12 protein-coding genes are annotated in these 13,317 nt (G+C 70.6%); 9 read left to right on the forward strand and 3 right to left on the reverse strand.

The window, feature by feature from the left end:
* Positions 1 to 79 precede the first annotated feature (79 nt).
* A complete protein-coding gene (locus FHU34_RS11445) occupies positions 80 to 1,423 on the reverse strand; it encodes a MurL-like N-terminal domain-containing (protein ID WP_145779933.1) in 1,344 nt (447 codons plus the stop codon).
* An 82-nt stretch (positions 1,424 to 1,505) separates the two neighbouring features.
* Between FHU34_RS11445 and murD the strand changes: the two genes are divergently transcribed.
* Together murD and FHU34_RS11455 are read left to right on the forward strand one after the other, a co-directional pair.
* On the forward strand, positions 1,506 to 2,852 hold the full coding sequence (gene murD, locus FHU34_RS11450; protein WP_145779934.1) for a UDP-N-acetylmuramoyl-L-alanine--D-glutamate ligase: 1,347 nt from the start codon (positions 1,506 to 1,508) through the stop codon (positions 2,850 to 2,852).
* A 90-nt stretch (positions 2,853 to 2,942) separates the two neighbouring features.
* Positions 2,943 to 3,761 (forward strand): poly-gamma-glutamate hydrolase family protein, encoded by an 819-nt coding sequence (locus FHU34_RS11455; RefSeq protein ID WP_145779935.1) that lies wholly within the window; start codon positions 2,943 to 2,945, stop codon positions 3,759 to 3,761.
* A gap of 48 nt (positions 3,762 to 3,809) precedes the next feature.
* Here the strand turns inward: FHU34_RS11455 and FHU34_RS11460 are convergent, their stop codons facing one another.
* Entirely contained in the window at positions 3,810 to 4,763 is a 954-nt protein-coding gene (locus FHU34_RS11460; RefSeq protein WP_145779936.1) for a hypothetical protein, read from the reverse strand.
* An 82-nt stretch (positions 4,764 to 4,845) separates the two neighbouring features.
* Between FHU34_RS11460 and FHU34_RS11465 the strand changes: the two genes are divergently transcribed.
* From FHU34_RS11465 to FHU34_RS11485, 5 genes are all read left to right on the forward strand, one after another.
* Positions 4,846 to 5,715 (forward strand): hypothetical protein, encoded by an 870-nt coding sequence (locus tag FHU34_RS11465; protein ID WP_145779937.1) that lies wholly within the window; start codon positions 4,846 to 4,848, stop codon positions 5,713 to 5,715.
* Between the two features lie 30 nt (positions 5,716 to 5,745).
* Positions 5,746 to 6,498, forward strand: coding sequence for a hypothetical protein (locus tag FHU34_RS11470; RefSeq protein ID WP_145779938.1), 753 nt, complete (start codon positions 5,746 to 5,748; stop codon positions 6,496 to 6,498).
* Positions 6,499 to 6,828: 330 nt separating this feature from the next.
* The gene (gene ngcE / locus FHU34_RS11475; protein ID WP_145779939.1) at positions 6,829 to 8,244 is read left to right on the forward strand and encodes an N-acetylglucosamine/diacetylchitobiose ABC transporter substrate-binding protein; all 1,416 of its coding nucleotides are present in this window, start codon (positions 6,829 to 6,831) and stop codon (positions 8,242 to 8,244) included.
* Positions 8,245 to 8,312: 68 nt separating this feature from the next.
* Complete coding sequence (locus tag FHU34_RS11480; RefSeq protein WP_145779940.1) at positions 8,313 to 9,221, forward strand: carbohydrate ABC transporter permease; 909 nt, start codon at positions 8,313 to 8,315, stop codon at positions 9,219 to 9,221.
* Complete coding sequence (locus tag FHU34_RS11485) at positions 9,218 to 10,123, forward strand: carbohydrate ABC transporter permease (protein ID WP_145779941.1); 906 nt, start codon at positions 9,218 to 9,220, stop codon at positions 10,121 to 10,123. Before FHU34_RS11480 ends, FHU34_RS11485 begins: the two co-directional genes overlap by 4 nt.
* Positions 10,124 to 10,407: 284 nt before the next feature.
* Here the strand turns inward: FHU34_RS11485 and FHU34_RS11490 are convergent, their stop codons facing one another.
* On the reverse strand, positions 10,408 to 11,394 hold the full coding sequence (locus FHU34_RS11490) for an N-acetylglucosamine kinase (RefSeq protein WP_145779942.1): 987 nt from the start codon (positions 11,392 to 11,394) through the stop codon (positions 10,408 to 10,410).
* A gap of 206 nt (positions 11,395 to 11,600) precedes the next feature.
* Between FHU34_RS11490 and FHU34_RS11495 the strand changes: the two genes are divergently transcribed.
* Together FHU34_RS11495 and FHU34_RS11500 are read left to right on the forward strand one after the other, a co-directional pair.
* The gene (locus FHU34_RS11495) at positions 11,601 to 12,554 is read left to right on the forward strand and encodes a MurR/RpiR family transcriptional regulator (RefSeq protein WP_145779943.1); all 954 of its coding nucleotides are present in this window, start codon (positions 11,601 to 11,603) and stop codon (positions 12,552 to 12,554) included.
* Positions 12,551 to 13,300 (forward strand): sugar isomerase domain-containing protein, encoded by a 750-nt coding sequence (locus FHU34_RS11500; RefSeq protein ID WP_091403970.1) that lies wholly within the window; start codon positions 12,551 to 12,553, stop codon positions 13,298 to 13,300. The genes FHU34_RS11495 and FHU34_RS11500 overlap by 4 nt, the downstream gene beginning before the upstream one ends.
* The last annotated feature ends 17 nt before the right edge of the window (positions 13,301 to 13,317 follow it).

Raw genomic sequence — 13,317 nt, forward strand, 5'->3', positions numbered from 1 at the left:
TTGATCATGAAGTTATTGCCATGACACGCCGATGCGAGTGGCAACAACTTCATGATCACCGGGGCCGGGCGGGCCGGGGTTAGAGGTTTAGGGTTTTTGCGTAGGTTGGGGGGATGTGGTTCGGGCCGCCGGGGGTGAAGACGTCCGTCGTCGCCACCGCGGACCAGGCTGTCGCGGGGACCGCCTCCACCAGGGCGCGGATCACCGGGGCGTCGCGCCACTGGTCCTGCTCGGCGAGCAGACCGAGAGCCACCACCGACTCCTCGACCTCGCCCACGCACTCGAACGGCTTGTGCCCGTCCACGCCCAGCAGCTCCCGGTAGCCGGGGATCTGCTCCGGGTCGGCGAGCAGGTCACCGCCGAAGATGTGCGTGACCCGCTCCCGCGACATGAACGGCGCCATGGCCAGGAAGACGAAACGGCACTTCGGGCAGTCGCGGCACCAGCGCTCGCTCGCGTCGTGCAGCTTGAACGCGGCGTTGCAACTGGTCACCACGTCGTCGTACCTGGTGATCTCGGCGAACAGCCGGGCGATGTGCAGCTCCGACAGTGACCGCAGCAGCGAGAAGTACGGGTCGGTCAGGCCGGCGTGCTCGGCCAGCGCCGAGCGCAGCAGCCCTTCCGCCTCGACACCCTTGGACCACTGGTGGTTGATCTCGTGGCCGTCCCAGACCAGGTTCGGGTCGGACGCCGAACGCTCGTTGGACATCACCACCGGGCCCAGCCCGTGCAGCACGGCGGTGGCCACCGCGATCAGCGAGTTGATCGCCGTGACCGGGATGTGCCCGTTCAGGGCGCCGGCCTTGTTGAGGTCGAACAACACCGGGTCGATCCGCCGCCGGGCGGCCAGCGGGGTCAGCCCGGACGCCTCGTTGACCGCCACGATCACGTGGTTCGGGTTGACCGAGAACGGCACCGGGTCCAGTTCGGCGCGACGCAGCGCCTCCAGGCTGACGATCGAGTCCTTGCCGCCGCCGACCGCCGAGAGAGGGCGACGGTCGGAGTCGTCGTACACCCGGGGCGGCTCCGGCGAGCCGGCCGGCACCTCCGGGCGCAGCTGGAGCACGTGCGGCAGCTGGTTGCGGTACGCGTACTCCGCGAGGCCCTTGGTGTAGACGGCCGTGACGTAGTCGACGACGGCCGCGCCCAGCGGCGCCGGCAGCACCAGCCGGGGCGGCGCGGCGGCCTTGTAGTAGCTGACGCCGGCGACGAGGTGCAGCACCTCCAGCACCCGGTCGAGGGTCGCCACGGTCTCGTCCGAGGGTGGCTCCGCCGGCAGCGGAAGGGTGATCACCTCGGTGAACCGCTGCTCACCGGTAGGACCGGTCAGGGCGTAGTCGAACAACACCTCGCCGGTGGCGAAGTCGATCGAGTAGGACGGGAAGGTGAAGGCGTCCATCCGCCGTAGCTGCTCGTTAGGCACACGCCATACTAGGCCCTGGTTCGTCCGGCCGTGTCCGGACCGGGCCTGCCCTTCCGCCACCGTGACCCCCGAGGAGAGCCCAGTGCGCCTGTCTGACCTGCGCGGACGTACCGTCGCCGTCTGGGGCACCGGGCGGGAAGGTCGGGCCGCTGTGACCGCGATCGCCGCCCACGGCCCGGCCGACCTGGTCGCCGTCGACGACAGCGCGAACTTCCTGTCGTTGCCCTGGGAAGGCCCGCTGGCCGAGGCGGCGCCGCTGGTGACCGGCGAGGCGGGCTTCGAACGGCTGGCCGCCGCGGACGTGGTGGTCCGCTCCCCGGGCGTGCCCCAGACCCACCCGTGGCTCGTCGAACTGCGTCGACGCGGGGTCATGGTGACCCAGGGCACCGCGCTGTGGATGGCCGACCACGCCGCGCGCACCGTCGGGGTCACCGGCAGCAAGGGCAAGAGCACCACCTCCAGCCTGATCAGTCACCTGCTCACCGCGATGGGCCGGCCGAACGTCTTCGGCGGCAACATCGGGGTGCCGACCCTGGACCTGCCCGAGGCGGAGCTGTACGTGCTGGAGCTGTCCAGCTACCAGTGCAGCGATCTCGCCGACTCGCCACGGGTGGCAGTGGTCACCGCGCTCTTCCCCGAACACCTGGACGCGCACGGTGGGGAGCGGGAGTACTACCGGGACAAGCTCAACCTGCTCGCCCACGACCCGCAGACGATCGTCGTCAACGGTGGCGACCCGAGGCTCGCCGCCGAGTTGGGGGAGTTGCCGGTGGTACGGGCAGGTCGCCCCGACACCACTCACGTCGCCACCGGTGCCGACGGCACCCAGTGGTTCCACCTCGGTGACCAGCCACTCTTCCCGCGTGCCGTGCTCCCGCTGGTCGGCCGGCACAACGAGGGCAACCTGTGCGTCGCGCTCGCCGTCCTCGACGCGCTCGGCGTCGACGTGGTGGCCGGCAAGGACCACCTCGCCATCGCGGTCGCCGAGTTCCAGGGGTTGGCCCACCGGCTCACCGAGATCACCGACCCGTCCGGGTTGACCTTCGTCGACGACACCCTCGCCACCAGCCCGTACGCGGCGATGCACGCGATCGACGCGTACGACGGGCGGCCGTTGACGGTGATCGTCGGAGGCAACGACCGGGGGCTGGACTACACGCCGTTGGCCGAGCACCTGGCCGAGCGGGAGCTGACCGTGATCGGTATTCCGGACAGCGGCGTACGCATCGTCGAGGCGCTCGCCAACCTGCCGAAGGTACGGACCGAGTTGGTCGACGACCTGGTGGATGCGGTACGGCTGTCCCGGGAGGTGACCCCGGTCGGCGGGGTGGTGCTGCTGTCGCCGGCCGCGCCCAGCTACGGCCGGTTCCGCAACTTCGAGCACCGCTCCGAGGTCTTCGCCCAGGCGGTGGCCGACACCGCACGGTGAACACTCGCGCCACCGTCCACGCGGGACATCGCACCGCCGTCACCGAGGTTAATCTCTGCGCAACCATTCGGTGATCACGTCGGGGAGACGATGGCGGTTACCTCGAGACGAACGGTCCTGGCGGCGCTGGCGACGGCGGCGGTCGGTGGCCCGACCCTGCTGGCTGGCGGCACTCCCGCTCGGGCGGCCACCACCGACGGGTACGCCTCGAACACCGAGCTGTACGCCGACCCGACCTTGACCGAAGGCACCCAGTACGCCCGCCGATACCGCCGTCTGGGCGTGCTCGACACCGACCTGACAGTGGATGTGGGCCTTCCGCAGGCGGCGGTGATCGCGCCGCACGGTGGTGGCATCGAGACCGGCACCTCCGAGCTCTGCCTCGCGGTCGCCGGTGTCCACCCCGGCACCGGGGCGGCCCTCAGCGACGGCCTCGGCCAACACGACTACTGGATGTTCGAAGGGCTGCTCGGCACCGGTAACGGCGCCCTGCACGTCACCTCCACCCACTGCGACGACCCGTGGGCGGAGTCGATCTGCGGCGGAGCCCGCTACGGGGTCGCCCTGCACGGCTGCACCGAGGCCCAGGCCGGGGAGCCCAGCGGCAGCGCCGCAGTGCTGATCGGCGGGCTGGACACCGTGCTGCGCGAGTTGCTGCGCCAGGAGTTCGCGAAGGTCGGCGTCAAGGTGGCCCAGGGCACTAACGACGCGATCGACGGCACCCACCCGGGCAACATCTGCAACCGGACGCTGACGAAGGCGGGCGTGCAGCTTGAACTGACGACCCCGCTGCGGGTGTCGATGTTCGACGACAACACCCGGGCCGGGCGTCGGAACAGCACCCGGCCGGTCTTCTGGTCCTTCGTGGCAGCGACCCGGACGGCACTCGCCCTGCGCGCCACCGTGTGAGCCGCCGGTCCCGGCCGGCCCGCACCCCACGGCGCGGGCGGGTCGGGCTCAACGCACCAGGTCGTGCAGGGCGCGCATCGAGCGGATCGCCGAGCGGATCTCCTGGAGGTAACGGCCCGGGGTGAGCGTCTGCTCGGGTAGGACCGCCAGGTCGGCCACCGCCGGGTCCACCCCGATCGTGTCGATGTCGCAGCCGTAGGGCACGGCCAGGGTGCGCAGCGCGTCGCAGTGCTGGAACGGTACGTAGATCGGCGCGGTGACCGTCAGCACCTCGTCGCCCGGGGCGAGTTGGACGTGCCCGGCCCAGAAGCGTTGCGTGTCGGCGGTGTGCGCCCGTCGACGGTCCGGTTCGCTGGACGGCGCGGCCAGCACCCGTACCGGTGGGAGGCCTGCCGGTCGGTAGGTCCGCGACGACCAGGAGTGGTGCGGGTGGCCGGCGTCGACGCCGGCCTCCTCGGCCGGGGCGGCCACCTCGAACACCCGCCGGACGGCGGTGTCCAGCACGTCCACCTCGGTGGCGTCGGCGGGCAGGCTCGCGTCGGCCAGGGTCCGGCGTTCCCAGTCCGACAGCGGCCGGAAGCTGCCCAGCACGGCGACCTCACCACTCACCGTGAGGCCGGCGCGGAGCAGGTGCGCGGCGTACCCGACGCGGCGGACACAGGCGTGCGCCAGGCCGCCGAGCACCACCAGGTGGGCGTACGCCGGGCGGGCCGGCGGCACCGGGTGGATCAGCCCGAGCGCGGCGGCCGTGTCGAGGACCAGGGCCGTGGTGGCTGGATCGAGGTCGGGCTCGCGAGCGTCGGGCCGCTCCCGACCGCCCCGGAAATCCCAGTGTCGGGCGGAGAAGTCGTCCAGGAACCGCAGCACCTCGGCCAGGTCGTCGGCGGGCCAGTCGCCGCCGAAGTGGCGGACCAGGCCGCGCAGCGGAGTGGAGCAGACCCAGGCCCGGACGTCCTGCGTGATCCGCTCGGCGACCGTCGGAGATGCGTCCGCTCTGTGCACCTGCCGGATGCTACCGGTGTGCCGCCACGGGCTGTTGTAGCTGGTGTTTACGCTGGCGGCAGCGGCTGATTGGGGGATTTCGATGACCCGTGACGCGGCCCGTCTGCGGGCACGTGGCAGCACCTCTTCCGGTGGCTTTCTCCGACTGGTGACGCACACCGACCCGGTGGCGTTGGTCGGCATCACGCTGTCGATCACCCTCAGCATCGCGCTCGACCTCAGCAACGCCGCCTCCGGCGTGGAGTCGCTGCTGGCCGGCCTGATGGGCATCACCATCTCGCTGTTGGTGGATTCGCTGGCCCGCGCGGAGCGCCGGTTCCACCTGCGCACCCTGCTGGAGGGTCCGCCCTGGCTCGCGCAGACCACGACGGAGCTGGCCGGGGCCATCCGGGACGCGACCGAGCAGCACGCGGGCACCCGGGTCGCGGTGGAGGCGCAGCGGCGGTACGAGCAGTTCCGGTTGGAGGCCGAGCAGCTCGCGTACGGTCGGATCGTCCGGCGGGGCGACGAGGACGAGGACCTGGCCGGCGCGACCCGCACCTGCCTGCACCGGCTGGACGGCCTCACCAACGTGATGCCCCGGGTGAGCGGGGAGCTGAGCTGGTGGCGCAGTGAGATCGGCCGGCGCTACTGGGAGGCCAACGTGGAGGCCCTGCAACGGGGCGTCCAGGTCACCCGGGTCTTCGTCTACGCCAACCTGACCGAGGAGCTGTCCGCCCTGGTCGAGAAGCAGCGCGCCGCCGGAGCCCGGGTGGGCCTCCTGCCCCTCGGTGTGGTCAGCCCTCAACTGCACGTCAACCTGACGCTGTGGGACCTGTCGAGTTGTTGGGAGGCCCGCATGACCGCCCACGGCGAGATCGGCGAGAACCAGTTCTCCGTCAACCGGACGGACGTCGCCCGGCTCACCCGTGTGTTCGACCTCTGCGCGAGCGCCGCGACCTTTCAGGACTGACGGCCCTCGCGGGGCGGAGGCGGGTGCGCCATGACGTGGAGTGGGGTCCTGCTGGTGACGGCAGTGGTCTGGGCGGTCAGCCTGATCCGTTCGGTCCGGCTCCGAGCGCTCGTCTACAGCCTGCCGCTGCCGATGACTCTCGCCCTGGTCAGCAGCGGCCACCGGGTGGAGGGCGCGCAGGTGGTCGGTGTGCTCGGGCTCAACCTCTTCTTCGTCACCGTGGCGTTCACCTATCAGCGGCTGCGGTGGCCGATCCTGCTCGCCGACGGCGCGGGGATCGCCGTCTACGTAGCGCTCAGCGCCGGCCTGCTGGCCGTCGGCATCCCGTTCGGGGCGGCGCTCGCCGGCACGCTCGTGCTGTGGCTGGCGGCGATGCTGCTGCTGCGCCGACGTGCCCCCGCGCGACCCGCCCCCGCGGATGCACGGCCCTCCGTGGACGCCCGACGGGATGGGCTGCCGCCGCTGCTCAAGCTGGTGGTGATCTTCGTTGGGGCGGTCCTCACCACGCTTCTCGGTGCCGTGCTGCGCGGCATGGTGGTGACCTTCCCGTACTCGGGGGTGCTGGTCGCTGTCGAGGCCCGCCGTCAGTTGGTCGAGTTCAGCCGGCACTTCGCCCGCAACAGTCTCGCGCTCGTCGGTTTCCTCACCGCGTACCACTATTTTCAGGATGTCTCCCCGACCGTGGCGCTGGGTGCCGGTTGGGCGGCCTTCGCGGTGGTCGCCGCCGCGCTGCACCTGCCGTTGCCGTCCGTAGGGCCGACCGGTCCAGGCCGCCGACGCTGAGTCGGGGCCGACGGGGTACGCGATCCACCGCGAACGGTCGCGACTGTGTCCGATAACGACCATGGCCTTGGTGGACGTGTGGGACCCCTCGACGCGCTGCTCCCGGCCGGCCGGGGTGCGGCTGGTCGGCTGGCGCGAAGGGGGGCGTCGGCACCTCGTTGGCCGCTGGTGGCGATAACGGTTCGACAGACAGGACTTGAAGTCCAGGCCCGGCTGTCGTAGAAATTCTTCAGCAACAGAGCATGAACTGAAGAGAATCAACGCGCCTCGCGCGGCGGTCGCCTTCCCCCTGACACCGGCGGCCCGCCCGACCCGACCCGAGGAGAATCCATGAACAGGCGTGACATCCTGCGGCGTACCGCTGCCGCCGGCGTGCTGGCCACCCCCGCCGCCGGTCTGCTGGCCGGCTGCGCCACCAGCGGCGGCGGTGACAAGAGCGACGCCGGCACCTACCAGGGCACGAAGAGCGCCGAGAACCCGCTCGGCGTGAAGGAGGACGCCCCACTGGAGGTGGTGATCTTCGGCGGCGGGTTCGGCGAGGAGTACGCCAAGGCCCACGAGGCCATGTACACCGAGAAGTACCCGAAGGCCAAGGTCAAGCACTCCGCCACCCAGGAGATCAGCAAGACCCTCCAGCCCCGCTTCGTCGACGGCACCCCGCCGGACGTGGTCAACAACTCCGGCGCGGGCCAGATCGACTTCAACGGACTGGTCAGCCAGAAAGCTGTCGCCGACCTCGGTGAGCTGCTCGACGCGCCGAGCCTCGACATCCCCGGCAAGACGGTCCGGGACACCCTGCTGCCCGGCGCTGTCGAGGTCGGCTCGTACGACGGCGCGTTCCTGGTCCTCAACTACACGTACACCGCCTACGGCATCTGGTACTCCAACAAGCTGTTCGCCGACCGCTCCTGGGAGTACGCGAAGACCTGGGACCAGCACATCGCGCTCTGCAAGGAGATCAAGGCCGCCGGCATCGCCCCGTGGACGTACGCCGGTCTACACCCGCGCTACATGAGCTGGCCGGTGATCGCCACCGCGATCAAGCTCGGCGGCCCGTCGGTCGCGACAGCCATCGACAACCTGGAACCGAACGCCTGGAAGTCCGAGTCGATGCGGACCGCCGCCGACGCCTGGCACCAGATCGTCAAGGACAGGTACATCCTGGACGGCTCGTCCGGTTTGGATCACAAGCAGTCGCAGACCGCCTGGTGCCAGGGCAAGGCAGCGTTCATCTCCTGCGGCTCCTGGTTGGAGAGCGAGCAGAAGGACGTCACCCCGGCCGGGTTCAACATGACCATCGCGCCGACGCCGAGCCTGGGCAGTGGTGACAAGTTGCCGTTCGAGGCGATCCGGGGCACCGCCGGCGAACCGTTCATGGTGCCCGCCAAGGCCCGCAACCGCGCCGGTGGCCTGGAGTACTTCCGGACCATGCTGTCCAAGAAGGGCGCCCAGGACTTCACGAAGAAGGTCGCCAGCCTCACCGTGGTCGCCGGCGCCACCGAGGGCGTCGAACTGCCGTACGGGCTGAACAGCGTCGTCAAGGCCCTCGACGCGTCCGGCGCCAACGGCTTCAACTGGGTCTACAACAACTACTACCGCAAGTTGGAGCGCAACCTCGTCGACGCCGCGTGCGGCGAGTTCTTCAGCGGCCGGACGAGCCCCGCGGAATTCCTCGACCAGTGCCAGAAGGGTGCCGACTCGATCGCCCAGGACAGCTCGATCAAAAAGTACAAGCGAGCGGTCTGACGGCCCGACCGGCCGGTGGGGGAGCTGACGACCCCACCGGCCGCACCCCAACGGAAGAGGTCCTCCTCGTGAGACATGGCAAGTGGCCGCTGATCGTCGTGTTCCTGGTGCCACCGGTGCTGCTGTACGTGTTCTTCGTCGTCTCGCCGTACCTGCAGGCGTTCCAGATCTCCACCACCGACTGGCTCGGCTACTCCGCCGAGGCCAACCCGGTGGGCCTGGCGAACTTCAGGACGCTGTGGCACGACGGCTACGTGTGGAACGCGCTGAAGAACAACGCGATCCTGCTGGGCCTGGTGCCGGTGCTGACCATCCTGCTCGGGCTCTTCTTCGCCAGCATGCTCGCCCTCGGTGGGCGCAAGGGCCGTGCCGGCGTGACCGGGGTACGCGGCGGAGCGCTCTACCGCACCGTGTACTTCTTCCCGCAGGTGCTCTCCGTGGTGATCATCGCGCTGCTGTGGAAGGAGGTGTACCACCCCAACCAGGGGCTGCTCAGCGGAGTCATGCGCGCGGTGGGGCTGCCCGCGCCAACCTGGCTCGGCGACCCCGCGACCGCGTTCTGGTGCGTACTGGCGGTGATGGTCTGGAGCAACGTCGGCTTCTACGTGGTGTTGTTCGGGGCCGCGATGTCAGCCGTGCCGAAGGAGATCTACGAGGCGGTGCTGCTCGACGGGGCGTCCCGGTTCACCACGCTGCGCCGCGTCACGCTGCCGCTGCTCTGGGACACCATCCAGGTCGCCTGGGTCTACCTGGCCATCTTCGCCCTGGACGGGTTCATCCTCGTGCAGTTGATGACCAACGGAGGCCCGAACTTCTCCACCGACGTGATCGGCGTACGGATGTACGACACCGCCTTCGGCAGCGAGACCAAGTTCGGCTACGCCTCGGCGATCGGCGTGGTGATGTTCTTCCTGACCCTCACTGTGGCAGTGCTGTCGCTGCGGGTCGGCCGGCGCGATCGGATCGAGTACTCGTGACCACTCTTGATCAGCCCACCAAGCCCAGCCCCACGCCCACGTCGACAGCCGGCCGGGATCGTCCGGTGCGCCGGGAACTCGGCATCGGAAACACGCTCTCGCACGGTTTCCTGCTGCTCTGGGGCCTACTCACCGTACTGCCGTTGCTGTGGATGTTCGTCAGCTCGTTCAAGACGAACGGGGAGATCCTGGCCGACCCCTGGGGGCTCCCCGGGACTCTGCACCTGGACAACTGGGCGCGGGCCTGGACGGGCGCGCACATCGGCCGGTACTTCCTCAACAGCCTGGTGGTGGTCACCGGCTCGGTGACCCTGACCATGCTGATGGGCGCGACCGCCGCGTACGTCTTCGCCCGCTACGAGTTCCGCGGCCGCCAGGTCGTCTACTACCTGTTCGTCGGCGGCCTGATGTTCCCGGTGTTCCTCGCCCTGGTGCCGCTCTTCTTCGTGGTCCGCAACGCCGGCCTCTTCGGCACCTGGAAAGGGCTCATCCTGGTGTACGCGGCGTACTCGCTGCCGTTCACGGTGTTCTTCCTGACCGCGTTCTTCCGGACCCTGCCGACCACGGTGGCCGAGGCCGCCATGGTCGACGGCTGCGGGCACTTCCGGCTCTTCTTCCGGGTGATGCTGCCGATGGCGCGTCCGGGATTGATCAGCGTCGCGATCTTCAACTTCCTCAGTCACTGGAACCAGTTCCTGCTGCCGCAGGTGCTGATGCAGGGCGACGACTCCAAGTGGATGCTGGCGCAGGGGCTCTTCGCGCTCTCGGTGAGCCAGGGCTATGCCGGCGACTACGCGCGGCTCTTCGCCGGGCTGAGCATCGCGGTGCTGCCGGTGCTGGCGGTCTACGTGGCGTTCCAGCGTCAGGTGCAGGCGGGCCTAACCGCCGGGCAGCTCAAGTAACCCCCCCCGCCCCGCCCCAAGATCCGCGCAACTTCGGTGAAACTGCTGCCTCAGGGCGTGCCGAGGCAGCAGTTTCACCGATAGTGCGCGGATCGTGGCCGTCCGGCGGCGGGTCGGGTGCCTCAGTCGCCTGGGGGACGGGTGTCGAGCGGCGGGCGGCCCTTGATCGCGCTCGATCCTGGATGTAGTCCCCTCCTTGCGGCGGGAGGCCACTACATCCTGGATCGAGCACGATCATGATCAGGGGCAAGCCCCGGCGACGTCCGGCGGCGGGTCGGGGTGCCTCAGCTTGTCGGGAAGAGGCGGGCGTGGAGGGCGGTCGGGTCGGTGACCTCGGGCAGGTCGCGGGCGGCGAGCCAGGCTGCGGCGGCGGCCCCGTCACCGGCGGTGCGCACGGGAGCGTCCGGCCACTGTCGGGCGATCTCCATACGGACGGCGGCGGCGAGTGGGGTGTTCGCGGTGAGTAGTCCGCCGCCGAGCACGACAGGTGTCACCGCGCCGGCCGGGCGGATGCGGCCCACGCTCTCGGCCAGGTGGGCGGCGGCCTCGGTGATCAGCGCGCTGGCGATCGGCTCGCCGTGGGTGGCGGCGTCGACGACCAGCGGCGCGAGCCGGGCCAGCTCGACCGGGGGTCGGCGGGTCACGGCCTGGATCGTGGCGTCGACGGTGTCCCGTGGGCGGGCGGCGATCTCGGTGCTGCCCATCAGTTCGGCGAGCACCGCCGTGGTCAGCGGGCCGGGATCGTGGCCGGAATCCAGGTCGGCGAGCAGTCGGCGTACCGCTTCGCGACCGAGCCAGAAGCCGGACCCCGCGTCGCCGAGGAGCCAGCCGTGACCGTCGGCGACCCGGTCGAGGCGCAGGTCGTGGACCTGCGCGGTGATCGCACCGGTGCCGGCGATGAGCACCGTGCCGTCCGGTTCGGCGGTGCCGGAGGCGTAGGCGACGAGGGCGTCGCCGTGCACGGCGTACGGGCAGCGCAGGCCGGCGTCGTGCCAGGCCTGGTCGAAGGCGGCGCGCCCGGCGGGATCGGCGAGTAGTCGGGCCGCGCCGGCCAGGCCGATGGTGCCGGCGACCACCCGGGCCGGGTCGAGGTCGGCGAGGGCCGCGCGGAGTGCGGTCAGCAGTTCGACGGCGGCGCGTTGTGCGCCGTGACTGGTCGGGTTGCCGCCGCCGGCGCGGCCGGTGCCGACGCGTTGCCCGGTGAGGGTCAGGGCGGTCGCCCGGGTGGACGTACCGCCGATGTCGAGGCCGACCACGACGGTGTCGGACATCGGCACGGGTCTCCTTGCGCTGGACGACGATCGGGACTGTTCATGCTGGTCGGCCCCGTCGCGCTGGGCAAGATCTGGCGGGCGCGGCGGCTTGTGCGCCAGGTAACAGTTTGAAAACTTCGCCCACAGTCTTGACACAGAGGGGCCTTCAGTAAGAACTTTTACCACTAACAGTTAACAGTCTTTTCGGAAAGGTGAGGCGACCCATGGTTGATCACGAGGTGGACACCGCCGCGGGGACCGCGGTGGTCGACGCTGACGTGGTCGACCGCAGGAGCTCCGCCTCCGACGGGGTGCTGGCCCGCGTCCGCAACGGACTCGGCGAGCTGACCGGCGCGCTCCGCCGGGTCGCCGAGCACGTGCTGAGCGACCCGGAGGCCGCCGCCCGATCCACCATCGTGGAGCTTGCCGAGCGAAGCGGCACCTCACCGGCGACCATCACCCGGTTCTGCCGGGCGATGGGCTTCGAAGGGTACGCCGACCTGCGGCTGGGCATCGCCTCCGAGACCGGTCGGGCCCGCTCGGCCGGCTGGACCGTCGACATCGGACGCGAGATCCAGCCGAGTGACCCACTCGCCCGGGTGCTCGACCAGATCATGGCCGCCGACACCCGGGCCATGCACGACACCGCCACCCTGCTCGACCTCGCCGAGGTGGAGCGGGCCGCGGTGGCCATCGCGGGCGCCAACCGGGTGAACATCTTCGGCGCCAGCGGCAGCGCGTTGGTCGGCGAGGAGATGCAGTTCAGCCTGCACCGCATCGGCGTGGCCGCGTGGGCGTGGAACGACGTGCACGAGGGCCTCGCCAGCGCCGCGCTGTTGCGTTCCGGGGACGTGGCGCTCGGCATCTCGCACACCGGGCAGACCCGGGAGACGATCGAGATGCTCGCCGAGGCGGGCAGCCGGGGCGCCACCACGCTCGCGCTCACCGGCTTCCCCCGCTCACCGTTGGCCGAGCTGGCCGACATCGTGCTGCTCACCGCCAGCCAGGCGACGACGTTCCGACCGGACGCGCTCTCCGCCCGGCACCCGCAACTCGTCGTGCTCGACCTGCTCTACATCGCCGTCGCCCAACGGACGCACGACCGCGCGCACGCGGCCTTCCGGCGTACCGCGCAGGCCGTCGACGGGCACAAGGCAGCGAAGGGAAGCGTGTCATGATCAGCGCCCAGGGGTACGCGGACGCCGTCCGCCCGGTGCTCGACCGGCTGCTCGACTCGGAGGCCGACGGGATCACCCGGGCCGCCGACCTGATCGCCGACAGCCTGCGCGACGGTGGGGTGCTCCAGGCGTTCGGGGCCGGGCACTCCGAGGCGTTCGCCGCCGAGTTGGTGGCCCGGGCCGGTGGGTTGGTCCCCACCAATCGGCTGTCGGTACGGGACCTGGTGATGCACGGCGACGCCCCGCGTGACGTGCTCGCTGATCCCAAGCTGGAACGCGACCCTTCCATCGCCCACCAGATCTACGCGCTCGCGGCGCCCCAGCCGCGGGACGTGTTCGTGGTGGCATCCCAATCCGGCATCAACGGCTCGGTGGTCGAGCTGGCGGCGCTGGTCACCGAGCGCGGTCACCCGTTGATCGCGGTCACCTCGGTCGAGCACACCGCACGGGTCGCCCCACGGCACCCGTCCGGGCATCGGCTCGCCGACCTCGCTGACGTCGTGCTGGACAACGGCGCGCCGTACGGCGATGCACTGCTGCCGCTCGAGGGCGGCGGCGCGGTCTGTGCGGTCTCCTCGGTCACCACGGCGCTGCTGGCGCAGCTGTTGACCGCGGAGGTCGTACGACGGTTCCACCAGGCCGGGGAGGTACCCCCTATCTACCTCTCCGCCAACGTCCCCGGCGGGGACGAGCACAACCTCGCCCTCGAGTCGCGGTACGCCGGGCGCCTCCGGCGAACCGCCTGACCCGACACCACAAGGAG

The sequence above is a fragment of the Micromonospora taraxaci genome (genome assembly GCF_007830095.1).
Lineage (GTDB): Bacteria > Actinomycetota > Actinomycetes > Mycobacteriales > Micromonosporaceae > Micromonospora > Micromonospora taraxaci.

Excerpts from the sequence above, each read along its gene's own strand:
- FHU34_RS11465 (WP_145779937.1), top strand. The coding sequence starts at position 4,846 with ATGACCCGTGACGCGGCCCGTCTGCGGGCACGTGGCAGCACCTCTTCC.
- FHU34_RS11455 (WP_145779935.1), top strand. The coding sequence starts at position 2,943 with ATGGCGGTTACCTCGAGACGAACGGTCCTGGCGGCGCTGGCGACGGCG.
- FHU34_RS11490 (WP_145779942.1), bottom strand. The coding sequence starts at position 11,394 with ATGTCCGACACCGTCGTGGTCGGCCTCGACATCGGCGGTACGTCCACC.
- ngcE (WP_145779939.1), top strand. The coding sequence starts at position 6,829 with ATGAACAGGCGTGACATCCTGCGGCGTACCGCTGCCGCCGGCGTGCTG.
- FHU34_RS11470 (WP_145779938.1), top strand. The coding sequence starts at position 5,746 with ATGACGTGGAGTGGGGTCCTGCTGGTGACGGCAGTGGTCTGGGCGGTC.
- FHU34_RS11500 (WP_091403970.1), top strand. The coding sequence starts at position 12,551 with ATGATCAGCGCCCAGGGGTACGCGGACGCCGTCCGCCCGGTGCTCGAC.
- FHU34_RS11495 (WP_145779943.1), top strand. The coding sequence starts at position 11,601 with ATGGTTGATCACGAGGTGGACACCGCCGCGGGGACCGCGGTGGTCGAC.